Raw genomic sequence first — 24,618 nt, 5'->3', positions numbered from 1 at the left:
CCATAGGAATATTCCACGCAATATGTTTCCAGGCTGTGTGCAGTCCTGACTACCGGCATATTTCCTATGTAAATAAATATTGTTCAGCATTTATTATCTGTGATCAAGGGATCGCACTGCCTCCGGCTGTCCAAACGCCCGGTCTCTCCCTTAATCTCATTTGTATTCATGGGCATTCATTAAGGGCACTCCCACAGTAATTATATTTTGCACAAAGGTACGGATAATAATTAAAAGCTAATATTTCGTCACAACTTCTATAAAAGTTACTTTTGCTATATGAATCCATCGTTTAAAGATCTGGTTAATCGGTTTGCAGCCGAACTCGAGCAGTCTCTTGGAGCAAAGCTGAGCCGGACCGAATGCGATACTTTTATACAGCTTACCGCTCCTGAGACGACGAAGATCTTTCTTTATCCCGAAGAGCAACCGACGCGCCATCAGACCTCCGACCCGAGCATTCATATCGATCAAGATCAGCTGGAACAAAAATTCAGCCTTGTTATTCAGCGCATTGTAGCGAAGATAAAGAATAACCGGCGTATTTTCGCCCGGCACACGGTCGTTGCACGTATTGATAAAAAAGTGAGTATGCAGTTTCTCGTGGAACATCATTTACAGGTTGCCATCCCGGGCAAGTACCGTTATGGTCTATATGAGCAGGGGGAGCTGGTATCTATTGCCGTATTCTCCGGGGGCCGCCGCATGAACGACAGTCCCGAATCTTATCGTTCCTTTGAACTATTGCGCTTTTGCAACAAATCGGGTTACAACGTCATTGGCGGGCTGAGCAAATTGATCAAAGCCTTTTGCGCGGATTTCTCGCCCGGTGATATCATGACATTTACCGACCGCGACTGGAGCCAGGACTCCTCGCTGGAAAAAATTGGTTTCGTAAAAAAAGAAATATCTGGGCCCATTCATTTTTGGGTAGACGCGACAGGTCGTTACCCTTATCGCAGTCAGGAGGAGCTCAGGACGTTGGTAGCCCAACACCCAAAAGGCTTCCTCAAGGAAAATTTGGGAAGCATCAAGATGATTTTATATATTAAATAAGCTAAATTGTGTATATTGTACACTGTTAAATTGAAAAATAAATAATCAAAATAATAATGTTATGAAGAGAAAACTTCGCATGGGTATGGTCGGAGGTGGAAATGACGCCTTTATTGGGGCCGTACACCGTATCGCCGCTTTTATGGATGGTAAGATTGAATTGGTCTGTGGTGCTTTCAGTATAGATCCACAAATTTCAAAACAATCTGGAGAAGACTTATTTGTAGCTCCCGAACGTGTATATCTGAATTATGAAGAGATGATCGAAAAGGAATCTTTGCTTCCAGAAGGCGAGCGTATGGATTTTGTAACGATTGTTACTCCTAACTTTTTACACTTTGCCCCAGCCAAACTGGCAATGGAAAAGGGATTTGACGTTGTTGTCGAAAAACCAATGACCGTATCTGTTGAGGAAGCCAAAGAACTGCAAGCGACGGTTGAGCGTACGGGCCGTACACTATGCCTTACACATACGTATTCGGGCTACCCCATGGTCAAGCAAGCGAAAGCCATGATCAAAGAAGGACATTTTGGAAAAATAAGAAAAATCGTTGTTGAATACCCGCAGGGCTGGTTAAGCCGTTTGACGGAGCGTGAAGGCAATGCCGGTGCGGCCTGGCGTGCAGACCCAAAACGTTCGGGAAAATCGCTGGTTATGGGTGATATCGGTACGCATGCAGCGCACCTTGCGGAATACGTTTCGGGGTTAAAGATTCAGGAGCTATGCGCTGACCTCACTACTTTTGTTGAAGGGCGCTTACTCGACGACGACGGTTCGGTATTGCTACGCTTCGAGAATGGCGCAAAAGGCGTATTGATGGCTTCACAGATTTCTGCGGGAGAAGAAAACGCTGTCCGTATCCGCATTTACGGCGAAAAAGGCGGATTGGAGTGGGCCAATGAGGATCCAAATAATCTGATCATCAAGATGCTGGATCAGCCGCGCCAGCTGTACCGTACCGGAAATGCCTATGCAGCTCCCTATACATTGAGTTCCTTTGCGACACACAATACCCGTGTGCCGGCAGGTCACCCAGAGGGCTTACTGGAATCCTTTGCCAATATCTACCGTAACTTTGCTTCGACTGTGACAGCCAAACGTGAGGGCAGGACACCTACCCCCGAAGAGCAGGATTTCCCGACAGTATACGACGGCGTAAGAGGTATGGCCTTTATCGATACCGTAGTTAAAAATAACGAGGGAACAGAAAAATGGACTAAATTTGTCGTGTGATAGACAGATTAGACCATATACTTTCTCTTTTGGGGCACAGCGTGACCTCAAGAGAGAAAGTTATTGTTATCCTTGGCCCCACGGCATCCGGAAAAACAAAATTGGCCGTACAGCTTGCCCAGCAGATAAACGGTGAAGTTATCAGCGCTGATTCGAGACAGATCTACCGCCATATGGATATTGGCACGGGGAAAGATCTGGCAGAATACCAGGATATTCCTTATCATCTCATCAATATTCGCGAACCCGGAGAACACTATAATCTCGGCCATTTCATTAGCGATTTTCATCACGCTTACCAATCCATTTTAAAGAGAGGCAAACAGGCGATTTTATGTGGTGGTACTGGTTTATACCTACAGAGTGTCATCCAGCGGAATCCGTATGCACAGATCCCTAGCATAGCAGGTTTCAAAGAGGCTCTGGCTGACCAGCCAACGTCAGTTTTGCAGGAGCGCCTGGATGATTATGATGTACCGGCCGACTTTCGCATAGACCGTTCAACCAAAAAGCGGATTATCCGAGCTATTGAAATCATGGAGTTCTTTCAACAACATCCGGGCTTTGCCATCCAACAAAAGAGCCTGGATACGATAGTCTTCGGGCTCAACCCTTCCCTTGAACAACGACGGGCGAGTATTAGCGGAAGACTTCGGCAAAGACTACACACGGGATTTCTAGAGGAGGTGCAACAGCTGCTAACCGCCGGGATCTCTCACGAGCAATTGCAATACTATGGCCTTGAATATAAATACGCCTCCTTGTATTTATTGGGGCAGATGGATCATGAAAGCTTTGTTACAAAACTGGAGACCGAAATCCACCGTTACGCCAAACGGCAGATGACCTATTTCCGGAAAATGGAGAAAGATGGCATCCGGATCCATTGGATATAACAAAAAAGGGCTAGCATCACTGCTAACCCTTTTCGTTAATCTCTTTCTATTATAACTTGATTTCCTCATCTTTTGCGTTGAAGAAGTGGAATTCAGTTAGATAATATGACGTCATTGGATTTACTTTGATCCATTTACCGTACTTCATAAACCATTTCATTCTTTTTGAGATCAGACCAGACTTAATGTAGGCGTCTATATAAGGGTGAACACATAAGGTCACCTTTTTTTCGTTCTGTTCCTGAAGAATAAAACTCAAATTATTTTCTATATCATCCATCAGGACAATACTTGAGCGGATTTCACCTGTACCATCACAAGCGGGACATTTCTCATTTGTGACGATATTCATTTCAGGCCTTACGCGCTGACGGGTGATCTGCACCAAGCCAAATTTGCTGGGTGGTAAAATCGTATGTCGCGCTCTATCCGAAGCCATACACTCTTTTAAGAACGTATACAACTCTTTTCGATGATTGGGTTTATGCATATCGATAAAATCGATGACTACAATTCCACCCATATCACGCAAGCGCAGTTGTCGCGCAATTTCCTTTGCTGCTTCCATATTGACCAGCAATGCGTTGTCTTCCTGATTCTCCTTATTGGCAGAGCGGTTACCACTATTGACATCGATGACATGAAGGGCTTCCGTATGCTCGATGACAAGATACGCACCACCCGGTAATGTTACCGTTTTGCCAAAAGCTGCCTTGATTTGCTTCTCAACTCCAAAATGGTCAAAAATCGGTTCTTTATGTTTGTAAAGCTTCACAATTTTTTCCAGATCCGGAGATATATCGTGTATATATGATTTTGTTTCTTCGAAGATCGAAGGATCATTAACATAAATATGCGAAAACTCGTCTGTCAAGATATCGCGGAGAATAGTGGATGCACGATCCATTTCACCGAGAACCTTTTGAGGCGGTTCAGCATTCCGAAGACGTTTGGTAAATAGCTCCCATTTTGAGATCAGGTCCAATAGATCACGTTGCAGCTCTTCGACGCCTTTACCTTCAGAGACGGTACGGATAATTACACCAAAGTTTGGTGGTTTTATTCCTTCCACAATCTTCTTAAGGCGGTTGCGTTCATTGCTGCCTTTGATACGTTTGGAAATGGAAACAGTACTTGAGAAAGGCACCAAAACGACAAAACGACCGGCTATTGAAAGGTCTGAACTCAGACGAGGTCCTTTTGTTGAGATGGGTTCTTTGGCGATTTGTACTGGCACAAGCATGTTCTTGCTCAAGACATCAGAGATCTTGCCAGCTTTATCGATATCCTTTTCAAGTTTTAAACTATTGAGCAGTTTCTCTTGATAACTGCCATTCTTCACTATACGCGTAAGTTTGAGCAACGACTGCACTTGAGGACCCAGATCCAGATAATGTAGGAAAGCGTCCTTTTCGTAGCCTACATCTACGAACGCCGCGTTTAATCCCGGCATAATCCGCTTGATACGTCCGAGATAGATATCTCCGACAGCAAAATTATTATTGGCGGGTTCGCGGTTAAGCTCAACCAGCTGCTTGTCTTGTAGTAAAGCAATAGTTACCCCTTTATCAGGAGTTGAATCGATAATTAATTCCTTTACCAAAAGCTACTCATTTTTGACGCCTATGCGATATCCTACCGCAATTTTAGGCATCCGATTAAACATTTTAAAGAACGTTGTTACGAAAAAAACAATCTACATACCCTGAAAGACATGTAGATCGTTTCGTAAAAGCTATCTCAGCAAAATGGGCCAAGATGTTTAAAAGCTTATCACAAGACTATTTTTTCTTGTGTCTATTTTTTCTTAAACGTTTTTTACGCTTGTGAGTAGCCATCTTGTGTCTTTTTCTTTTTTTTCCGCTTGGCATAGCTAAATTTTTTAATGATTATAAATAATAAATTAATTACTTGCTCAATTCCGCGATCTTTCGATCGATGAATTGTGATAGGGACGGATCAGCTGCCAGTTCCTTACTTTTTTGAAAAGCAGTTATGGCATCATTTTTCATCCCAATATTTTCATAGCCTGTGGCTAAGTAAAAGTATGACTCTGCATCGGGTTTCTGATCGATGACGGTCTTAAAACGCTCGATGGCTTTGTCAAACTGACGGGACTGTAGAGAAAACAATCCCAAAGTTTTGTTTGCTTCTAAATTTTTAGGATCAGCGGCTACAACCTCCCGCAATAAGGCAATACCTGCCATTGGATTGTTTGTACCTGATACCATTGCGGCACCTAATCCTGTTTTTGCATCCAGACTACTTGAATTGGCTTTTAACGCAGCCTCATATGCACGGATGGCATTTTGGTTCAACGCCTGAGCTAAAGTAGAATCCTGCAAATTTGTATAAGCAGCACGATAAGCATTACCCGCTTTCAGCCAATAATCAAATTTGGGTGAAAGCTTGGCCATCTCCTCATAGACAAATGCCTGAGGGGCAGGCTTTGCAACATCGTCCCACTTATTTGCCAACTGTTGCAACAGCTTTATCTTCTCTTCGCCAGAAGCCTTTGCAACCTGGGCCTCAATATCGGAAATTTCTTTGACTAAACTAGCATCTAACCCCTGTTTTGTCATCGAAGAGATATTTTCCAGGTTCACTTCGTTGGAAGGTTCGGATTCAGATGCTGCAGCAGTGTGTTTTTCTTTGTCCACCAAACCTTTAATAGGTTGCGCAAAAAGCACTGCAACCAACGCTACGACTGCTCCGACTACTATTATCTGTTTGGTTTTCGCCATTTTAATCTATTTTAAAAGATTATTTATTGCCATTTTTTACTTTCTCAACGAAAATTTTAGCTGGCTTGAAGCTAGGAACAAAGTGTTCTGGAATAATGATTGCTGTATTTTTTGAAATGTTTCTTGCAGTCTTCTCAGCTCTTTTTTTGACTACGAAGCTACCAAAACCTCTTACATATACATTTTCTCCACCGATCATTGCGTTTTTGACCACTTTAAAGAACGCCTCTACGGTCTCTTGAACATCTACCTTCTCTAAGCCAGTTTTGTTAGAGATTTCTGCAATAATTTCTGCTTTAGTCATATCTATTTTACTGTAATTATTTATTTTTCAACCCTTAAGCCAACTAATGTTTGGGGATGCAAAAGTATTGTTTTAAAATGAGGAATGGAAATTATTTAAATACTTTTTTGATAAATACGCTTCCAAAAACCAAACATTTACAATCAATTAACCTTATTTTACCACAAACGGTCTGCTAAATAGAATCCAAAAATAAGAACAATTCTCTAATTTACAACAAGTTGATCCAATGCTTGTCACAGAAAAATCAAGATATGCTCATCGCCTTGCCCAGGAGTTCCAAATCTTCCGGTTTATGGTGTGCATTGATGACAATCCGATTCAATAGAGGATCTGTGGGCAAGGGATACGGAAAACTCGACACCAGTATTCCGGCCTCCACTAGCCTTGTATAGAGCCCGGTATCTTGCGATGAAAAAACTGGGAAGTGAGGTATTGACTTTAAGTTACACTTTCCAGCGCTAACATTCGCAAAGTGAAGAATATTCGCCTGTAATCTATCAAATTGTTGCCTATAAATGTGTTCACCATATACAAAGGCGTGGAGCGCGGCGGGAGAACTTGGCGATGCGCCGGTATAGAAGTTGGATCTCCTGAATGCCTCTATACGCTTCTTATTCGCCAAAATCAAGCCTGCGTCGGTAGCTAGGCCCTTTGCCAATGAAGCCACAACAATCAGCTCGATATTTCCTTCCGGCAGATCTTGAGGGAGCAAAGAAAGTCCATCTTTATATAATACACCGATACCGTGAGAATCGTCCAGCAATAGCACAACTTTTTTTTCCTTTGAAATCCGGCTAAAAATGCTAAAGTCATACCGCATCGGTGTCATGTTATCCAAGCTATTGCTGATGATAACAAATGATGTTTCCGATGCCTGGTTAATATAGTCGACGGTTTGCTTACCCCAATTCTCAAAATTGCCGCTGACATCAGGGTTTTGATTTTTCCACAGGGAAGGGTGACAGGAGGGGGCATACAGCAGTTCGCCCTCTGCTGATAATGCTTTTACGACAAATTGTGCCGCCAGATAACCACTTGACAGCAGCAAGCTGTATTCAAAACCAAAGCGCTGTGCGGCATATTGTTCGGCCTCGTCAAATATCGCCTGCTGAACATTATTACTGCGCGAGGTTCCATTGTTAATACCGTACCGCTTTAGTCCTTCAATAAAAAGTTCGGTATATTCGGGATTGGTTGCCAAACCCAAATAAGAAGTTCCTCCGAAAAAAAGGTATTCTCTTCCGTCTAGATATATGGTTCGCCCGGTAGGCTGATTAAGCTTCGTAAAATCCGTCATCTGCAAAATTCTCATGAGCAATACTTTCTGCCTGCAGGGCAGAGACCAGTTATTGCACTCAATATTACGCATTTTAACCCAATAAATAAGATAGGATCTCGATCATGTCTGCTGCAGATCACCTACGATAACAAAGCGCGCCGGACAAATTCACCGGCTATCCATGCGCCGGTGCTATGAGTACTTGAGGGTTCACAATATGCTGAGGACGCCCCTGTGCGAAAGCCACGATATTTTCGAAAGCCAATTTAAACAGTTGCTCGTAGGCATTTTCTTCCACGTATCCCAGATGCGGTGTGCAGATCACATTGGGCAGAAGGAATAGGGGGTGCTGGGGATCCAGCACAGGCTCGGATTCATAGACATCGACTGCTGCAGCGCCCGGGGTACCGTTTCTCAGTGCCTGAAGTAAAGCCCCTGGCTCAATCAGTTCTGCCCGGGCAGTATTCACTAGCAAAGCAGAGGGTTTCATGGAGCGCAGATCTTCAAGTTTTACGATTCCGCGGGTTGCAGGGAGCAAACGTAGGTGCAAGGTAATCACATCGGCAAAGTGGAAAAAGTCAGACTTGCTTGATGCTGCCAGGCATCCATCTTTTACCGCTTCTTCACGGGAGCCTTCGCTTCCCCAAACAATTGCTTCTGCACCAAAAGCTTTTGCGTATCTGGCTACCAGCCGGCCAATTTTTCCGTAGCCCCATATTCCGATGGTTTTTCCTGCGACCGACTGACCGATATTTATCTGCCATTTTCCGGCTTTCATGGCCGCAACAGCTTCTGGCAATCTCCGCAGACCGGCCATGATTAAAAGCCAGGTCAATTCCGCGGGGGCGACTGGCGAACCGGAGCTTTCGGCCACCGCCACACGGTATGCGTTACAGGCGTCCAGATCCAAATGGTTGGAAATTTTACCCGTCTGACTTATAAGCCGGAGCTTTGGAAGCAACTGAAGCAATTCTGCAGTGATTTTGGTACGTTCACGGATCAGGAGCAGCACCTCCGTATCCTGAAGTATAGAAGCTAATTCACTGATATCCGTATAGGATTGTTGCAATATCTGAACATCATGACCATCAAGCAACTTGAAACAATTCAGATGCCTGACAGCATCCTGATAGTCATCTAAAACGGTTATTTGCATCTTCTTGAAGTTATTTAGACCTGTGTCTGGCGACAGACTTTCTTTTCACCCTTTAATTTACGGCATAAAATCGAAAAAGGGCAGTTCGTCGTTGTTTTTTGACATTCCATCCACTCTTATGAACGAGGAGTATTGCTGCCCATATTGGCCAGGAAAAGGAATATGTGAACGTCGTCCTATCGTACCTACAGCAAAGCGGCTCGTCTTTTGGACACTTTTACCCGGAAGAAGGATAATCAAGTGGAAAACCTATATGCAATTACAATTCATCTAGACAATCTGATGGTTCATCCCCAATTAATTGCTGAGATTGCCGATTCTATAGAACTTGGCCAATGATTAGAACATCTTATTATAAACAGCAATATACAGACAAACGCAATTGATATAAATTATGAAAACAGCAATTTTAATTTTGATGTGCCTGTTGGCCACAAAGGCTTCTGCACAGCGCAACTACGAAAAAAACATGACGGAAGCAATGACTTTATGGCGATCTGGACAGGCTCAGCAGGCCGCAGCTAAACTGGAGAGTATCGCCCAGGCCGCTAAAGACAATTGGATTCCTGCCTATTATCAAGCTATGGTACTGACCACAGCCGCCTTTTCGGAGCAAGACCAGGAGCTCCGGGTCAAATATGTCGAAGCTTCGGAAGCCATCCTCGACGATAGCAAACAGGACAATAATGCAGAGTGGCTTGTGTTGAGGGCTATGAACAAAACGGCATTTATGCTAACCGATCCAATGACCAAAGGCAAAGAACTTGCCCCCATCATCATTGGGTACTATCAAAAAGCATTGGCCATCGAGCCAAACAATCCCCGTGCAAGATTAGGAATCGCTGAGTTCCAATTAAATTCAAAGAAATATTTCAATCAAGATATAAGTCAGGAATGTGAGGATGTGCGAAAAGCACTATCTTTATTCGATGAAGAGAAAGTAACGATTCCGTTTGCTCCTTCCTGGGGGCGGGACCGGGCGGTGCAGATATTAAAAGAATGTAAATGACATTGCGGTGAAAAGACTACCTTATAAAACCATTGTACAGGCTTTACTGGCAAGCTTCGTTGTCTGCATGTATTTTGTGGTCGTAGCTAAGCTTGACCGCAGGGATATCCCTTGGTTATCTTTTTTTCTCCATCCCCATATGGCCAGAGGTTTGCTATATGGCTTCTTGCTTTTCCTTGGGAATGTATACCTTTCAAAATGGGTATCCGACAGATATCCGTCGGGCAGAGATTTTGGAAAGAGGATGATCGTTTTTTATACTGGAAGCATCATTTTAACCATACTTGTGGTTTTTGTTGTCAATGCTTTTTTCTCTGGTTTATTTGTTGCCGATGGTCCCAAAAGTTTTTCACAGCGTTTTGTTGATTTTATCTATCAACAGCATGTTATCTATTACTTCCAAATAACGGTCACCTCTTTGTTTATTTCCATGGTTTTCTTTGGCTTTTATTTTTATAAACGATTTAAAGACTACCAGATCAAAGAAAGTCAGCAGGAAAAGCAGCAGATCTCAGCCCAATTTGCCTCATTAAAGAACCAACTCGATCCCCATTTTTTATTCAACAGCTTAAATGTACTGAATAGCCTTATTGAGGAAGATCCCAAAAAAGCGAGCATCTTTACCACAAATCTTTCCAGAATATACCGCTATGTTCTGGAGCATAAAGATAAGAGTCTTGTTCCCTTGCAGGAAGAACTGACTTTCTCAAAAGCGTACCTCTCGTTACTTAGCCTCCGGTTTGAAGATGGCATAGATATCCACATGGAACTTGATGAAGTTGCTCCGCAAGAGCAGCTATTACCGCTTTCCCTTCAATTACTTATAGAAAATGTAGTTAAACATAATGTAATATCCTTTAAAAATCCCTTACTGTTGCGGATCTATCGAAAAGAAGACTATCTGATTGTGGAAAATAAGGTACAAAAAAAGAAAGTGCTGCATCAACAGTCCGGCATAGGACTGAAAAATATTGCGGAGCGTTATGCGTTGCTTTCCGACCGACCGGTCAATATCTGGCAAAATGACAAAACTTTTTGTGTTGAACTTCCGATCATAAAAACCGATCTAGCTATATAAGTCAACGTATGACAAAACTTTGTAACAACCGGACTGGCAGAATCTTCATCGCTAAACAGATTACCGAACCTGTTTCCATTTATTTATCCGAAATTGAGGATTCATTTTTTATTTGAAATACCGCTTTTTATGAGAATATTAATTATTGAGGATGAATTGCCTTCGGCAAGATTACTGCGGCGCAAACTGGAACATTTGGGCTATACTGTCCTCGCTACATTGCAGACGGTGGAAGAGTCCGTTAAGTGGTTTGCCAAAAATGCAGATCCTGACCTGATCCTGATGGACATTCAGCTTGCCGACGGAATTTCATTCGATATTCTTGAGCAGGTAAAACCTGCCGCGGCAATTATTTTCACAACATCTTATGATGATTATATGTTGCGTGCCTTTAAACAGAACAGCATTGATTATCTTCTAAAGCCAATTGATGATACCGAACTCAAAAATGCTATCGAGAAATTTATTCAATTTCGAAAACCTGTTCAGCAAATGGACTTAAGAGCGCTCGAATCCTTCTTTAGCAGAGGTGGGGCGATGTATAAAGAACGGTTTACCATCCGGATAGGCCAGTTTCTAAAAGTTGTCACAACGAAACAAGTCGAATGTATCTATAGCGAGAACAAGGGAACATATGTCTATACGTCGGAAAACGGAAATTATCTTTTGGACCAAAGTCTTGACGCGCTGGAGATGCAACTGTCGCCCACTGACTTTTTCAGGATCAACCGTAGCGCTATTATTCATTTTGATGCCATCAAAAAGATAGCCGTCCATTCCAACGCTAGATTAAAAGTTTTCCTTCACCATTATGGGTCCGAGGACCTTATTGTATCACGGGAAAAGGTCGCCGCCTTCAAAAAATGGTTAGATAAATAAGGGAAAAACACACGCCCTACCCCATGCTATTATAGATTGAGCCGATAGTTTAATGGGATGCTAAACCGCAGCGACACTGCAAAGCCTTTTATCGGCTGATAATCCGTTTTCTTTTTGATGGAAAAACCATAGCCGAAATCCAGATCCAGCAAAGTGGCCAGGCTCACACCAACTTTCGGTGTCAGCGTATAGGGAGTCAGCTCGGCACGGACAAAAGGTGTCAACACGTACGTTTGGGGATAGTATGACAATGCTCCTTCGGGAATTACGGCAAATTTACTTTGTGTCCAGGTGAAATTGGCTGTAGCATCTGCCCGAATAATATGATCCCCCGAAAAAGGAAATGCGAAGTAGGCGCCCGTTTTAACGATACTTCCTTTTTGAAACTGGTAGCTCAGCGTCGGACCGACCAGATAATCCTGCGCTTTCGCTTTGCCGCCAAAAGCAAAATATATCACGATACAACACAGCCAATAAACACTCTTGTTTCGCATCACTCAAGGTTTAATAAATATGAAAATTCAGAGGGATGTTGACCCCCACGGATACCGTAATTCCATCGAGCGGCTTGAAATCCTTCTTGGTGTTATAGTCAAATCCATAACCTATCCCCAGATCCAGAATTGAAAATAAGCTGGCACCGACCTTAGGCGTGATGGTATAGGGAGTCAATTCGGCCTTTACAAAGGGAAACAATACAAAGTCGTTGAGGTAATAGGTAAAGCTGACCTCGGGTATTACGGTCGTTTGATTCTCCATCCAGCTGAAATTGGCTCCGGCATCAATTTTCATGTATTGGAAATCATTGGGCGCGAACAAACCCCAGCCTGAAACTTTCAGAAAATTTCCACTTTGGTACTGGTACCCGACTGAAGGACCCCAGATCCATTTATTATGTTCCTTCCACGACTGATCCTGCGCGTTCGCCAGTGTGACTGCACAGCATAAAAGGACAAACATTAATCGTGTTTTTAGTTTCATCTGACTAAATTACAAACTTATAATCTATTTTACGGAATACAACAGGCAGCCCACAGAATAGTTTTACCCAAAACAGAAAAACCTCCTCGTTTTATTAAGCAATCATAGTCTTTCTGGACTGCACCAAAGGCCCTATCTTTTAAGGTTCGAGTACCTTGATCCGAAGAAACTGGTATCTATCACTCAAGAATCCCTTCTCGGTCCAGTAGGCATCGATATGATTGACTGCTGCGTAAATATGTCCATCCCTGCCCCAAAAAGTGAGATCTTCCTCTCCCGCCGGCATCCAGCACTTAAAGCTAAAAAAAAGCATGGGTGCAATCTTACCTTGTTTCACGTGGAAGAGCTGCAGGTCTCCTGTCGTTTCGTACGGATCGGCATGCAGGGTCATCAAGTATTTTTTGTCTGTCGAGAAATGCGGATAATCGCCACATTCTACGATCAGATGGCCATCGTTTCGATCAAAGAGCCGCACATCTCCACTCTCCCAATAACTGCCGCTTACCGCATAGGCATTCAGAAAATCGTAATGTCCCATATAATCGTATCTGGCGTGAAGCTCGTTGTCTATGTCATGATCAGTAAAGGTCAACCGTCTACCGTTTTTTAAGGGTAAATCCAAGGTCATTCCCGTCTTTTTATAGGAAAGCGTATCCTTCAGCATTTCATCCTGCGCGGTACGTTTAGCAGCCTGGAAGGTTTGTTCGTCTATCAGCTCCAAGTGCAGATACTTGTCCAAGGGCTGTCCCTTTTCATAATAATTTTCCTTATCACCGACCTTCTGTAGTAGAATAAGATTCAGATCTTTGGGCGAAAGTTTGATCTTATCCTGCGTGCCAAGCTTCGCCTTTGCCACATAGACCTTTTCCCATCTCGTAACCTCAATGGTCTGTCCGTCGGCTTCTTTCTGACTACGCTGGATGCGATCCATCACCGCTATCCAATCACCCTCTTCGCCAATAACGTCCAGCTTTGTACCATAAGGGTATCTTCCGAGCGCGGGAGCCTTCTGATCTGCTCCCTGACGCAGCACGGCTCCTTCGCGGTCTATGACATACACGTTTTTAAGCACCGTGGTCTGGTCATAATTGATCGGTAATGCCGGAAATTCCGGTGCTGCCACAGTATCTCTGGCAGAAAGAATAGCAGACTGCGCCGAATCTCTTTGGCGAACTTGCGTATTTTTTGCCGGATTGCCACAGGAGCAGGATAGCCCAGCCAAAACAGCTACGCTCAGGATCATCCGAATCGGTAAAAAAGGCAGTTTTTTCATCATTGTGAAAATAGCGATTCCCATGCCAAAAAAAATACTGGTATTCAGGGGTTATTGCCTATTTTATAAAATTGTTTTGTTTTTTAATCTATCCGCTGAAAAACAAAACGTCAATTTATTAGTTAACCTTAATTAGATGAAGCGAGGCAAATAATTCATTATTAGCTTAATCTTTATCACCCATTGTTTACGAAATGAATTATCGCTTCGCTTATGTATTTACGCCATATATTTACCATCATTTACGTTGCGCTCAGCCTTCATGCTGTAGAAGCACAACAAAAGCTTCTGCTGCTGCAAGATGTCAAACTCATCGATCACTCTTCACAGTCACTTACTGGGCCACGGCATGTACTCATTCGGGGCAATCTGATCGAAAAGATCAGCGATTCTCCTATTAGCCTTCCAGACGAGAATCTGTTTAAGATTGACGCCAGAGGAAAAACTTTGATTCCGGGCTTAATCGACGCGCATGTGCATTTGGTTTTTGGGGCATTGACGATGCCCCAGATGATGACAAGCGATCTCTCCGAAGAGTTTCTGCTCGAGAGAGTGGGACAATCGGCACAGAAAATGTTGCTGCGGGGATTTACCAGTGTCCGTGACGTCGGTGGACCTATATTTCCGCTAAAATCTGCGATCGACAAGGGCAAACTCGCTGGACCACGGATCTGGCCATCGGGCGCGACGATAAGCCAAACCGCTGGCCATGGTGATTTTAGGACGCCGGAAGAGAAATCGCGTCGATTTTTCGGCATCGTGTCAAGAGCGGAAAGATATGGGGCCACTTTTATTGCCGATGGCCGCGATGAAGTATTGACGGCCGTCCGTGAAAATCTCCGCTTTGGCGCGAGCCAAATTAAACTAATGGCCGGGGGCGGCACTTCTTCTGCCTATGATCCAGTAGATGTGACCCAATATACCCTTGATGAAATGAAGGCCGCGGTAGAAGCGGCGGAGGACTGGGGCACCTATGTCACTGTGCACGCCTATACGGCAAGAGCCGTGCGACGAGCTGTCGAAGCAGGTGTCAGATGTGTAGAACATGGCCAATTGCTGGACGAAGAAACCATACGGCTGCTGGCCGAAAAAGGCGTCTGGCTCAGCCTGCAAAACCTGGTAGAAGATACCCCTGATATGGATCCACAACGCCGCATCAAACGTAGGCCAGTGATTGAGGGCCAGACAAAAGTATGGCCGATGGCAAAAAAATATGGTGTTAAGCTGGCTTGGGGAACGGATTTCCTTTTTGAACCCGACTTAAATGAACAGCAAAACTCATTTTTGCTCCGGCTTCAAAAATGGTTTACCAACGCCGAAATTATTAAAATGGTCACACAGGACAATGCAGCCTTGTTACAGCTGGCGGGACTCCGCAGCCCGTATCCCGGTAAGCTCGGTGTGATTGAAGAAGGAGCTATGGCGGACATGCTTCTGGTTGATGGAGATCCGCTCAAAGATCTAAAGCTTTTGGCAGACCCCAACAAAAACTTCCTGCTTATTGTCAAAGATGGCCAGATTTTTAAAAACATTTTGCAGACTCGACAATAAGTGACCTTCGCACGAATATGTGATGTGCTATCTTTAGGGCCATATACGAATAAGGCGGCAACCGTTTAATGGCTTTTTATTTACTTAGGCCGTAAACAGCTTTGGGTTTTATTGATTAGTTTTGTGTTTGAACGACAAATAAATCATTTCGGTGGCATTATTATTCAACGACGGCCGTCCAGTTGTCCGGCTGAGAGCATTTCGTGCAATTGATGATCCTCAAACCTGTGAACGTTTTATAGAGGGGCATGCTCATGTACTGACGGCCATAGGAGTCAAGAAGGTTACTTCATCCAAAAATGAATGGATGTACAATCCAGCATCATTCGTCCTTATCGTCGAATCCCTGGACGGAGAAAAAGTATATGGTGGCGTCCGCATCCATGTGGCTGGCGGTAGCGAAGCTTTGCCAATAGAGCAGGCTACAGGTGCTATGGACGCCCGTATTTATGACCTCGTATACGACTATGCACAACAAGGTACCGGCGAAGGTTGCGGCCTCTGGAACTCCCGTGAGATTGCAGGCTATGGTATTGGCAGTATCTTCTTGACGCGGGCGGGGGCAGCCATAAGCACTCAGCTTGGCATCAAGTCTTTGTTTGCCTTATGTGCTCCCTACACGGTAAAACTCGCCGAAAGTGTGGGTTATCGAATAGATACCAGCGTTGGCAACAATGGGACCTTCTATTACCCCAAACTGGATTTGTTGGCAACGGTCATGATCATGAACAACCTGGATACCTTAACAGAGGCGGATCAGGAAAATAAAGAAGCCATTCTATCGCTGCGCCAAAATTCTGATATCGTCCGTATCGAGACCCTGCGGAAGAAAGAAATTGAAATCCATTATCAGATCGATATTCCTAATCTTGAACGCTGGAATCTGGCAGAAGTGATCAAAAATCTGAAACATACGTCGACAGATCTCACAATAGATCATCGTCATTTAAATATTTTGTGATGGATAAGAAACATTATGGTGCCGGTTATTTACAAGATACCGCAGATTTTCTAAAACAATTAAAAATACAGTCCTATTCCCCTTTTAACAACATCAAAACAGGTGTAATCGCCGATTTGGGCTGCGGAACGGGAATGGATGCCATCAACCTTGCTCAGATGCTGGGCAGTGAAGTGCGTGTCGTTGGAGTGGATCACGACGAGGCGCTAATTGAGCATGCAAAATCTAGCAGTAAGGATATCGGTAATGTCAGTTTCGTGCAAGGGGAAGTGTACCAGCTCGATTTTGAAAATGAAAGCATCGACGGTGTGCGGATGGAACGTGTGGTGCAACACCTCACTGCTCCTGACAAAATGTTTCAGGAGGTATACCGCATACTGCGTCCCGGACAACCTATTGTGATCGTAGAGACCATTTGGAATAGCCTGACGCTATATACCAATCAGGTCGGTATCGAGGCTAAAATAGGTCATTATCTAACAGAAGAAAAGGTCAATAATGGCTGGGCAGGCAACAAGCTTACGGCAGATCTTCTAGCGCATGGATTTCAAGAGGTGCGATTGCAGACGTCCTGTATGGTCTCCCGATCGAGAGAAGAGGCGAACCGCTATCTGTATTTAGATAAAATCCTCCTGGAGATGTTTGATAAAGGAAAATTAAGTCAATCCGAACTCGACGATTTTCAACGGGCTCTTGACAGGGCCGATGAGTGCGGCTGCTTTTTAGTTTCGATGAATTTAGTCATTGCGGAGGCAAAGAAATAGCGATAACGATGAAGCGGTGGTTGGTCTTTCTATGTCTTATTGTTGTCACCTGCTGGAGGCCGGTGCTTGCGCAGCTTACCATTGATCAGCAGGGAAAGCGTCTGCTGGCCGGGCGCCATTTAGAACGCTACATTGGTGTGGAAAATTCGTCATTTTCGGCGATTTTGGCTTCCTCAGCTTTCGTTCCGCTCGACGCGGATGTGCCTAATCTAGGGACGTCGACATCCGCTGTATGGCTACGTTTTCCGATTAAAAACAGTTCGGAGCGAGACCTTGACCTTTTACTGGAAATCGCCTATCCTTTATTGGATGAGGTGGAACTATACAGTCCCAGTGCTGATGGGACCTATCAGTCTTCAGCACTGGGTGAGCATCGCCCTTTTTCTGCCCGAAAATATAAGGTGCCCCAATATGTCTTTGATATACATCTGCCAAAACAGTCTGAAACTGTTCTCTTCCTTCGCATCAAAAGCACAGAACAGATTATCCTTCCGATTTACCTCACCGATGAGCATAGATTCATGTCTCAAATGAATAGTGAAAGCCTTATCAGTGGAATCTATATGGGGATCGTCTTTATTATGGCGATATATAATCTTTTTCTGTTTTTCTCTGTGCGTGACAAAGCCTATCTCTATTACGTGCTTTATATAGTTTGTGCAGGGGTTACCCAGATGGGTATCGAAGGCTACAGTTTTCAGTATCTATGGCCCAGCTGGCCTTATCTGGCCACAAGAGGACCTATTATTTTCGGGTGCCTCTCGGGCCTCAGTGCATTGCTTTTTGCCGACGCATTTCTTCAGTTCTCGAGCAACGCGTTGCGGTCCCGGCGCATCATCTTGATCTTTATCGGTCTGTTTTCTTGCGGGGGTATCCTGGCCTTAAGCCATCTCACTCAGTTCGCTTTCTTTGTCATGCAAGCGACGACGGGGGTCGGTTCGCTATTTGTTCTTTATATATCCTACCGGATTATGATAAATGGCTTTAAACCCGCAAAATTCTTTGTCTACGGATGGACAGTACTGCTGCTGGGTTCGATCATATTTTTACTTAAGGACTATAGTCTGCTGGAGTACAATAATTTTACGGGTAATGCAGTACAGATTGCATCAGTTATTGAAATGGCACTGCTCTCTTTCGGCCTTGCTTACCGGATTAACATCCTGAAACAGGAGAAGGAAACATCGCAGGCTCAAGCCTTGGCTATTTCACTGGAAAATGAGCAGCTCATCCGGCAACAGAATCTTGTCCTTGAACAAAAAGTCAGCGAGCGTACCCGTGAGCTGAAAGAGTCCAACACATCATTGCAGACGACATTGACACAACTGAAAGAAGCACAGTCCCAACTCGTAGCCGCCGAAAAAATGGCATCTTTAGGCCAGCTTACCGCCGGCGTTGCCCATGAGATCAATAACCCTATAAACTTTGTTTCTTCTAACGTAGCCCCATTGAAAAGAGATATCAAGATGATATGGGAAACCCTTGCCGAAGTTGAGCGAATCGCTTTTAATACAGACCTTACGGATAATGAGAAGCAGGTGCAGATCAAGAAGTTTAAAGAGGATCTGGACATTGATTATTTGAAGACTGAAGTAGATTTTCTGCTAAAGGGAATGCATGACGGGGCGCATCGTACTGCAGAAATTGTCAAAAGTTTACGCATCTTTTCGCGTGTGGATGAAGATACGTTACAATTTGCCGATATCAATGAAGGCATTGAATCTACCATGATCATATTGAACAGTCTGATCGATAACTCAATTGCTGTAGAAAAGCGCTATGGAGAGCTGCCCAAGGTCGAGTGCCATGCAGGTAAGCTTAATCAGGTGTTTTTAAATATAATCACCAATGCCATTTACGCGATCAACAAAAAATTTAATGGCCGCGATGGAGGTAAATTATGGGTGGAAACAGGGATCGCTGAAGACCGTTTTTCTATTTTTGTGAAAATCGGCGATAACGGGATTGGTATCCCGCCGGAAATACACGACAGGATTTTTGAACCTTTTTTTACAACCAAGGATGTCGGTGAAGGAACGGGGCTGGGTATGTCAATAGCCTATAATACGATCGCCAAGCACCATGGTAAAATAATAGTTGAATCAGAATTAGGGCAGGGTTCGACCTTCATTTTAAACATTCCAGTGGAGCAAAAGAACTGATTCGAATGAAATTTGTGTAGTGCAAAAAAATATCACTAAATTCAGTCATTTTGGAGAGGGAACCAGACTATAGAATTATGCAGAAGGAACTTGAAATACTTTATATTGATGATGAGTTGAACAACCTTGTGGGTTTCAAAGCAAACTTTAGGTACAATTACATCATCCACACCGCATCGAATACTGCCGAAGCGGAAGCTATACTTCGTTCCAATCCGCATATACGTATTATCTTTTGCGACCAACGTATGCCTGAAGAACAGGGTATCGAGTTTCTCCATCGTATTAAGGGTGTTTTTCCAAAGCCGATCCGGATCTTACTGACAGCATATGCCGATATGAATACCGTGATAGACGCGATCAATAAGGGGCACATCTTTCGATTTGTTCGCAAACCCTGGGAGACCGAAGAAATTATTTCAGCCATCGAGGAAGCCAATAAATTCTATGTAGCCAGCTCCTTATTGGAAACTAAAAACCAAGAGCTCCAACGGGCTTACGACGAGCTTGATAAATTTGCGTACAGTGTAAGTCATGACCTGCGCGATCCGTTAACGGGCGTACTGTCGGCAGTCAAACTAGGGCTGGAGTTTGATGATATCAATCAGATCCACGAGTTGCTGAATTTGATGGACAGCTCGCTGGTCAGCCTAGATGCGTATATAGACAGCCTGCGCGATTACTATTTGCTGCGCAGAGGTGAACTGCTGTTGTCTGACATCAATTTTGAAGAGCTTTTTGACAGTGTGAAGGAGTTTTATAAGATGTATACGCAAAATAAAGAGGTCGCATTTAATATCTGTGTCGAACAAACGGAAAACTTCCGATGCGACAAAGCTGTTCTGGAACTTATTCTCCATAATCTATTATCCAACGCCTTTAAGTATCAACATAAGGGCCGCGCGGACCAATTCGTCAGCCTTTCAGTCGAAGTATCCAACCGCCTGGCGAGGATCGTTGTCCGTGACAATGGCATTGGCATTTCGCCAGAACATATCGATGATATCTTTAAGCTATTTTTTAGGGCAAGCGACCAAGCCAAGGGAATGGGATTCGGTTTATACAACGTACAAAATGCTTTGCTCAAGCTTCAAGGGACTATTGATGTACAATCGCACCCCAATGCGGGCACCACGTTTACAGTCACCATACCAGGAAAATAATCTCTGCTGTCCAAATATAGGCGTTAAGAAAGCAACTTTTGACGCAGCATAAACTCCAATTGGTCATTGGAAGACTCGAGCTTTGCGTTTGTCTCCACGATTTTCTGCCGTTCGGCATAGACTTCATAAGCCCGCTGAATGGTTTGATCGAGCTCCGCTTCGTTCCAGGGCTTATTGAGGTAATGAAATATCTTTCCCTTATTGACAGCATCCACTACCGCGGCCATATCTGTATATCCCGTCAATAGAATCCGCATTGGTGCCGCGTCCATTTTAATGATCTCTTCCAAGAATTGCACCCCTGTCATCTCCGGCATACGTTGATCTGTAATGATAACATGTATCGGGTTACTTTTTACGATAGCAATTGCTTCCGCTCCGCTAATCGCTGTAAACACTTTGTATTTTAATCGGAATGTCGCTTTAAAGGAAAACAAATTGTTTTCTTCGTCATCAACATACAATACCGAAATCTTCCTGTCTTCCATAAGTTTTCGTGTTTGATATACAAATTTACGGAATAAAATAGCTGCATTCACTATTCAATTCGAGTTTTTCATGATCATGAACTGCAGGAGCTGTTCTAATAAAAAAACCGTCCTACTCCTGTAAAACGGCTTTTTAACAAGTGACCCCGCTGAGGCTCGAACTCAGGACCCACAGATTAAGAGTCTGTTGCTCTACCAACTGAGCTACGAAGTCATTCGATAGATCAAATGTAAGGCTCACCGGAGAAAATGTCAAGTATAAGAATGTATTTTTTTCACTTTTATGACATCGTAATGGTTCTCGCCGACATACCTTCGTCAGAATCGAAGAAAGGGAAGATAGAGCGACAATATTGTCGCTCTATCCTGTGACTTGATATTATTTCAGATCGTTTAAAATTTCTTTAACTGCTCTTTCTAGTTGCGGATCTTTATTCTCCATCCTATCCTGAACCGTGTTTTTGACGAAAATATCAGGTGCTACACCGGTTTGTTCCAGATCCTGTCCGTCCAATGTATAGCATCCCCAAGCAGGGAGGCGATAGAAAGAGCCATCGACCAGTCCTTTGCCCGAAGTGAAAATAATCCAGCGATAGGTTTCATTACCAATAATTTTACCCAACTTGAGCGCTTTGAATCCTGCTGCGGTCATCTCCGCATCGCTTAGCGACTGCTCGTTGATCAATAACACAATAGGCTTAGCTGCGGGAGCAAAGTTGCTTTGCGGTGCCCGCTTACCGCCACGGTATTGCCACTGTAGATATGGACGCTGTGACAAAAAGCGTAAAACTTCATCATGAACGTTGCCGCCGGTATTATAACGCAGGTCCAAAATAATGCCCTGTTTATTATTTTCCTGTTCAGCCATATCGATGAGGAAACGCTGTAATTCGCCACCCGACATATTTTTCATGTGCGAATAGGCTATTTTGTTGTTGCTGAGCTGATCGACACGGCTTCGATTATCCTTTATCCACTGATCATAAATCAGCTCCCTGAACGCGGTGCTCGATATCGGGCGTACATGTGTCTGAATATGTTTGCCATTGCGGCTTAAGGTAAGCTGAACCTCCTCTTCTAACGAAGGCCATGTAAAATAGCTATCCCTGTCCAATGCGGCATCCAACTTAACACCATTCACTGCCAACAGGATATCGCCTTCCTTAATATCTACTCCTGTCTTGGCGGCAGGCCCGTTGGGTAGAATATGGCTAATTTTAAGCGGGTTCTGACTATCGTATTCCACACCAATTTCATTGGTGACAAAGCCAAATGCTTTCCGCTCTTCCGCTCCTGCTGAACTGAACCCCAAATGAGATGAGTTTAGCTCGCCAAGCATATCGTTTAAGAGAATGCGAAGATCATTCCGGTCGTTGATGCCAGGCAGATATTTCTCATATTTCTTTTTAATAGCAGTCCAATCTACACCGTGGAAAGTACTATCATAGTAATTCTCCTCCAAATTAGCCCAAGTTTCATAAAACATCTGGTTAAATTCTTTCTCCAGATCTTTATTGAACTTGTAACTCATGTTGATCGCGTCCAGCTTGTTCATCTCCAGATTATACTTCTGGATAACGCCACGGTTCAAAACAAAGTATTTGCCCGCAGCCTCCAGTACCTGCCCCATGCCTCCTTCGTTCACCTTTTCTGTTTTTGAGGTCGCAAAAGGTTCATAAACTGTACGGTATGTGCTGAATTTACCCTCGTGGTCTGAAGAATAGAACACATAGGATTTATCACCTTTTTGAATAACCATGGGGCTGTATTGTGTTCCAGATGTTGGACTCACTTGTTCGATACGGTCGCGCAATCCTTCTAGATCAAGCTGTACAACGACTGCTTTCTTCGCTTCGGCGATGGGAGAACTCTGTTTTTCCTTATCGGAAATTGTCTTATTTTTATCCTTACTAGTGTTTTCTCTTTTTCGAGGATTTTCCTTCTTCGTAGAGGTGTCTTTTTTCACTGCCGGCTGACTAAATAGCTCATCGAATTTCGTACTGCGATAGGGCTGATCAAAATTGCTCAGCGCCATACGGAAAATACTGGAGTTTTGCATGCCTGTAGGATAAGAAGGCTTTGTGCGATTACTGGCAAAATAAATATACTTGCCGTCGGGAGACCAGTAGGGACTAGTCTCCGAAACCCCGGTGTTGGTCAGATTGGATGTCTGCCCGTTTTTTAGATTATGAACGAAGATATCCTGTTCGAAATTACGGATAGCTGTAAATAACAGATAATTACCGTCTGGTGAAAAAGTTGGCTTAGAGTTTTGGAATGCCCAAATTTCATCTTTAACAATAGTCTGGCTCTTTAAACTGCTCAGATCCATGGTACGGACTTCGTCGCGGCCGCTGAGGTACACTGCCTTTGTCCGGTCTGCATTAAAGCTAATGTCGCGATTGTTGCGTTGATCGTGAGTCAGCTGTTTGACGTCGCCTTGACCGTCTGCTGTTCGTGAGAACCAGTTCTGATAACCCTGGAAGGTTTGGCTGTACAACAAGGTTCTGCTGTCTTTAAGCCATCTCACCTCCATCACACGCTCTCCCTGCCCTGGCATCTGCCGAACAAATTTACCTTCACTGTCTGCAACAAACAGCTCTCCGCGCGACACAAATGCGATTTTCTTGCCGTCCGGCGATACATCAAAGTCGCTGATATTACCAGAAATATTAAACTCTTTCAGCTTACCCAGCACCTGATTACGATTTAATGAAATATTGGGCTGTACCGTTTTCTTAGTGCGGACGTCATACAAGTAAAGCTGATATCCTTTTTCAAAGGCGATCTTTTCGCCGTTTGCTGCCACAAATGGGCGTTTTATGGCTTCGGAAAAACTTGTGAGCGCTGTGCTTGTTGTGCCATTCAGCTGGTATAGGTTGTATTCCCCGTTGTTCTCATCCGAAACGTAATATACATTACCTTTTTGATCAACGGTAGGCCATAGGTCTTTGCCAATGTAATCTGTATACTGCTGAAATGCTTTGGTCTTGGGGTTGTAGGCATGTATATCGGGATTGAATGCACCTTTATAGCGCTTGCGATTGGCCGAACTGTAACCTTCCCAGCTATCATTGAACAACAGCTCTCCACCAGGCGTAGGCACGACACCGCTGATATAGTTAAAAAAATGCGGAAATAATCGGGTAGCTGTGCCTCCCGTCAAAGGCAGCTGGTAGGCTCCCATACGATTGTATCGCGTAGACGTGAAAAACAGTGTCTGACTGTCCCAGCTCCAGCTGTCGACTTCGTCTGAAGCATCGTGTGCGGTCAACTGTCGTATATCTCCACCGGCCAATGGCATGACATAAACATCCATATTGCCGTTCTGATTTCCTGAAAATGCTAACCACTTGCCATCGGGCGAAATCCGCGGGTTAATCTCATTTCCTTCCATTCCAGTTAAACGCACGGCAATACCACCCTGACTATCTACTTTCCACAGATCTCCTTCATAACTGAAGACCATTTCTTTACCATCTGGTGTCAATGTAGGGTGGGACAAAAATGTTGGTTGCTGGGCAACAACATAGGCAGCTCCGCCATAGGCCAGAACTGTACTTAAAAACAATCTTTTAATCATATATCCAGGAGGCTAATAATTGTTTGCCTTATACAAAGGTAGAATTGGATCTGA

Annotated in this window: 21 protein-coding genes and 1 tRNA gene; 11 read left to right on the top strand and 11 right to left on the bottom strand. The window is 44.0% G+C overall.

What is annotated here, in order from left to right:
- Positions 1-279 precede the first annotated feature (279 nt).
- The 3 genes from FGL37_RS07880 to miaA all read left to right on the top strand — a co-directional run bounded on the left by FGL37_RS07880 (position 280) and on the right by miaA (position 3,186).
- On the top strand, positions 280-1,056 hold the full coding sequence (locus FGL37_RS07880) for a hypothetical protein (RefSeq protein WP_051607174.1): 777 nt from the start codon (positions 280-282) through the stop codon (positions 1,054-1,056).
- A gap of 61 nt (positions 1,057-1,117) precedes the next feature.
- Positions 1,118-2,290 carry a Gfo/Idh/MocA family protein gene (locus FGL37_RS07875; protein WP_028071168.1) on the top strand — a complete coding sequence of 391 codons (1,173 nt, stop codon included), beginning with the start codon at positions 1,118-1,120 and terminating at the stop codon, positions 2,288-2,290.
- Positions 2,287-3,186, top strand: coding sequence for a tRNA (adenosine(37)-N6)-dimethylallyltransferase MiaA (gene miaA / locus FGL37_RS07870; protein ID WP_081817943.1), 900 nt, complete (start codon positions 2,287-2,289; stop codon positions 3,184-3,186). Before FGL37_RS07875 ends, miaA begins: the two co-directional genes overlap by 4 nt.
- A 49-nt stretch (positions 3,187-3,235) precedes the next feature.
- Here the strand turns inward: miaA and FGL37_RS07865 are convergent, their stop codons facing one another.
- From FGL37_RS07865 to FGL37_RS07845, 5 genes are all read right to left on the bottom strand, one after another.
- The gene (locus tag FGL37_RS07865; RefSeq protein ID WP_028071167.1) at positions 3,236-4,789 is read right to left on the bottom strand and encodes an Rne/Rng family ribonuclease; all 1,554 of its coding nucleotides are present in this window, start codon (positions 4,787-4,789) and stop codon (positions 3,236-3,238) included.
- A gap of 304 nt (positions 4,790-5,093) precedes the next feature.
- Positions 5,094-5,930, bottom strand: a complete 837-nt coding sequence (locus tag FGL37_RS07860; protein ID WP_028071166.1) for a tetratricopeptide repeat protein — start codon at positions 5,928-5,930, stop codon at positions 5,094-5,096.
- 19 nt (positions 5,931-5,949) lie between these two features.
- Complete coding sequence (locus FGL37_RS07855; RefSeq protein WP_028071165.1) at positions 5,950-6,234, bottom strand: HU family DNA-binding protein; 285 nt, start codon at positions 6,232-6,234, stop codon at positions 5,950-5,952.
- Positions 6,235-6,481: 247 nt separating this feature from the next.
- Positions 6,482-7,549 (bottom strand): aminotransferase class I/II-fold pyridoxal phosphate-dependent enzyme, encoded by a 1,068-nt coding sequence (locus tag FGL37_RS07850; protein WP_232048654.1) that lies wholly within the window; start codon positions 7,547-7,549, stop codon positions 6,482-6,484.
- Positions 7,550-7,691: 142 nt separating this feature from the next.
- Positions 7,692-8,672, bottom strand: coding sequence for a D-2-hydroxyacid dehydrogenase family protein (locus tag FGL37_RS07845; protein ID WP_028071163.1), 981 nt, complete (start codon positions 8,670-8,672; stop codon positions 7,692-7,694).
- 394 nt (positions 8,673-9,066) lie between these two features.
- Between FGL37_RS07845 and FGL37_RS07840 the strand changes: the two genes are divergently transcribed.
- The 3 genes from FGL37_RS07840 (at position 9,067) to FGL37_RS07830 (ending at position 11,638) form a co-directional block, all read left to right on the top strand.
- Positions 9,067-9,681, top strand: coding sequence for a hypothetical protein (locus FGL37_RS07840; protein ID WP_028071162.1), 615 nt, complete (start codon positions 9,067-9,069; stop codon positions 9,679-9,681).
- 7 nt (positions 9,682-9,688) lie between these two features.
- Positions 9,689-10,759, top strand: a complete 1,071-nt coding sequence (locus FGL37_RS07835; protein WP_138096737.1) for a sensor histidine kinase — start codon at positions 9,689-9,691, stop codon at positions 10,757-10,759.
- 129 nt (positions 10,760-10,888) lie between these two features.
- Positions 10,889-11,638, top strand: coding sequence for a LytR/AlgR family response regulator transcription factor (locus FGL37_RS07830; RefSeq protein ID WP_028071161.1), 750 nt, complete (start codon positions 10,889-10,891; stop codon positions 11,636-11,638).
- A gap of 29 nt (positions 11,639-11,667) precedes the next feature.
- Here the strand turns inward: FGL37_RS07830 and FGL37_RS07825 are convergent, their stop codons facing one another.
- The 3 genes from FGL37_RS07825 to FGL37_RS07815 all read right to left on the bottom strand — a co-directional run bounded on the left by FGL37_RS07825 (position 11,668) and on the right by FGL37_RS07815 (position 13,895).
- A complete protein-coding gene (locus tag FGL37_RS07825; RefSeq protein ID WP_197734462.1) occupies positions 11,668-12,132 on the bottom strand; it encodes a hypothetical protein in 465 nt (154 codons plus the stop codon).
- 10 nt (positions 12,133-12,142) lie between these two features.
- A complete protein-coding gene (locus FGL37_RS07820; RefSeq protein WP_028071160.1) occupies positions 12,143-12,619 on the bottom strand; it encodes a hypothetical protein in 477 nt (158 codons plus the stop codon).
- Positions 12,620-12,758: 139 nt separating this feature from the next.
- Complete coding sequence (locus FGL37_RS07815; RefSeq protein ID WP_160169523.1) at positions 12,759-13,895, bottom strand: SH3 domain-containing protein; 1,137 nt, start codon at positions 13,893-13,895, stop codon at positions 12,759-12,761.
- Positions 13,896-14,105: 210 nt separating this feature from the next.
- Between FGL37_RS07815 and FGL37_RS07810 the strand changes: the two genes are divergently transcribed.
- The 5 genes from FGL37_RS07810 to FGL37_RS07790 all read left to right on the top strand — a co-directional run bounded on the left by FGL37_RS07810 (position 14,106) and on the right by FGL37_RS07790 (position 20,493).
- Entirely contained in the window at positions 14,106-15,443 is a 1,338-nt protein-coding gene (locus tag FGL37_RS07810) for a metal-dependent hydrolase family protein (protein WP_028071158.1), read from the top strand.
- 151 nt (positions 15,444-15,594) lie between these two features.
- Positions 15,595-16,404 carry a hypothetical protein gene (locus FGL37_RS07805; protein WP_028071157.1) on the top strand — a complete coding sequence of 270 codons (810 nt, stop codon included), beginning with the start codon at positions 15,595-15,597 and terminating at the stop codon, positions 16,402-16,404.
- Positions 16,404-17,168: a methyltransferase domain-containing protein gene (locus tag FGL37_RS07800; RefSeq protein ID WP_028071156.1), complete on the top strand. Its 765-nt coding sequence runs from the start codon at positions 16,404-16,406 to the stop codon at positions 17,166-17,168. Before FGL37_RS07805 ends, FGL37_RS07800 begins: the two co-directional genes overlap by 1 nt.
- Positions 17,169-17,176: 8 nt before the next feature.
- Positions 17,177-19,330, top strand: a complete 2,154-nt coding sequence (locus tag FGL37_RS07795) for a sensor histidine kinase (RefSeq protein ID WP_028071155.1) — start codon at positions 17,177-17,179, stop codon at positions 19,328-19,330.
- A gap of 77 nt (positions 19,331-19,407) precedes the next feature.
- On the top strand, positions 19,408-20,493 hold the full coding sequence (locus tag FGL37_RS07790; RefSeq protein WP_028071154.1) for a sensor histidine kinase: 1,086 nt from the start codon (positions 19,408-19,410) through the stop codon (positions 20,491-20,493).
- Between the two features lie 23 nt (positions 20,494-20,516).
- On the opposite strand, the gene FGL37_RS07785 is transcribed toward FGL37_RS07790, so the two are convergent.
- The 3 genes from FGL37_RS07785 to FGL37_RS07775 all read right to left on the bottom strand — a co-directional run bounded on the left by FGL37_RS07785 (position 20,517) and on the right by FGL37_RS07775 (position 24,564).
- A complete protein-coding gene (locus tag FGL37_RS07785) occupies positions 20,517-20,981 on the bottom strand; it encodes a response regulator (RefSeq protein ID WP_028071153.1) in 465 nt (154 codons plus the stop codon).
- 141 nt (positions 20,982-21,122) lie between these two features.
- Positions 21,123-21,195, bottom strand: a tRNA-Lys gene (locus FGL37_RS07780).
- Positions 21,196-21,360: 165 nt separating this feature from the next.
- Complete coding sequence (locus FGL37_RS07775; protein WP_028071152.1) at positions 21,361-24,564, bottom strand: S41 family peptidase; 3,204 nt, start codon at positions 24,562-24,564, stop codon at positions 21,361-21,363.
- Positions 24,565-24,618 lie beyond the last annotated feature (54 nt).

This window comes from Sphingobacterium thalpophilum (assembly GCF_901482695.1).
In the GTDB taxonomy this organism is placed as follows: domain Bacteria; phylum Bacteroidota; class Bacteroidia; order Sphingobacteriales; family Sphingobacteriaceae; genus Sphingobacterium; species Sphingobacterium thalpophilum.
This window is presented reverse-complemented; position numbering and strand designations above follow the sequence as displayed.

Bases quoted from the DNA above. Each gene is read 5' to 3' on its own strand.
- FGL37_RS07880 (WP_051607174.1), top strand. From the start codon at position 280: ATGAATCCATCGTTTAAAGATCTGGTTAATCGGTTTGCAGCCGAACTC.
- FGL37_RS07875 (WP_028071168.1), top strand. From the start codon at position 1,118: ATGAAGAGAAAACTTCGCATGGGTATGGTCGGAGGTGGAAATGACGCC.
- FGL37_RS07860 (WP_028071166.1), bottom strand. From the start codon at position 5,930: ATGGCGAAAACCAAACAGATAATAGTAGTCGGAGCAGTCGTAGCGTTG.
- FGL37_RS07855 (WP_028071165.1), bottom strand. From the start codon at position 6,234: ATGACTAAAGCAGAAATTATTGCAGAAATCTCTAACAAAACTGGCTTA.
- FGL37_RS07850 (WP_232048654.1), bottom strand. From the start codon at position 7,549: ATGAGAATTTTGCAGATGACGGATTTTACGAAGCTTAATCAGCCTACC.
- FGL37_RS07845 (WP_028071163.1), bottom strand. From the start codon at position 8,672: ATGCAAATAACCGTTTTAGATGACTATCAGGATGCTGTCAGGCATCTG.
- FGL37_RS07840 (WP_028071162.1), top strand. From the start codon at position 9,067: ATGAAAACAGCAATTTTAATTTTGATGTGCCTGTTGGCCACAAAGGCT.
- FGL37_RS07830 (WP_028071161.1), top strand. From the start codon at position 10,889: ATGAGAATATTAATTATTGAGGATGAATTGCCTTCGGCAAGATTACTG.
- FGL37_RS07825 (WP_197734462.1), bottom strand. From the start codon at position 12,132: ATGCGAAACAAGAGTGTTTATTGGCTGTGTTGTATCGTGATATATTTT.
- FGL37_RS07820 (WP_028071160.1), bottom strand. From the start codon at position 12,619: ATGAAACTAAAAACACGATTAATGTTTGTCCTTTTATGCTGTGCAGTC.
- FGL37_RS07815 (WP_160169523.1), bottom strand. From the start codon at position 13,895: ATGATGAAAAAACTGCCTTTTTTACCGATTCGGATGATCCTGAGCGTA.
- FGL37_RS07810 (WP_028071158.1), top strand. From the start codon at position 14,106: ATGTATTTACGCCATATATTTACCATCATTTACGTTGCGCTCAGCCTT.
- FGL37_RS07800 (WP_028071156.1), top strand. From the start codon at position 16,404: ATGGATAAGAAACATTATGGTGCCGGTTATTTACAAGATACCGCAGAT.
- FGL37_RS07795 (WP_028071155.1), top strand. From the start codon at position 17,177: ATGAAGCGGTGGTTGGTCTTTCTATGTCTTATTGTTGTCACCTGCTGG.
- FGL37_RS07790 (WP_028071154.1), top strand. From the start codon at position 19,408: ATGCAGAAGGAACTTGAAATACTTTATATTGATGATGAGTTGAACAAC.
- FGL37_RS07785 (WP_028071153.1), bottom strand. From the start codon at position 20,981: ATGGAAGACAGGAAGATTTCGGTATTGTATGTTGATGACGAAGAAAAC.
- FGL37_RS07775 (WP_028071152.1), bottom strand. From the start codon at position 24,564: ATGATTAAAAGATTGTTTTTAAGTACAGTTCTGGCCTATGGCGGAGCT.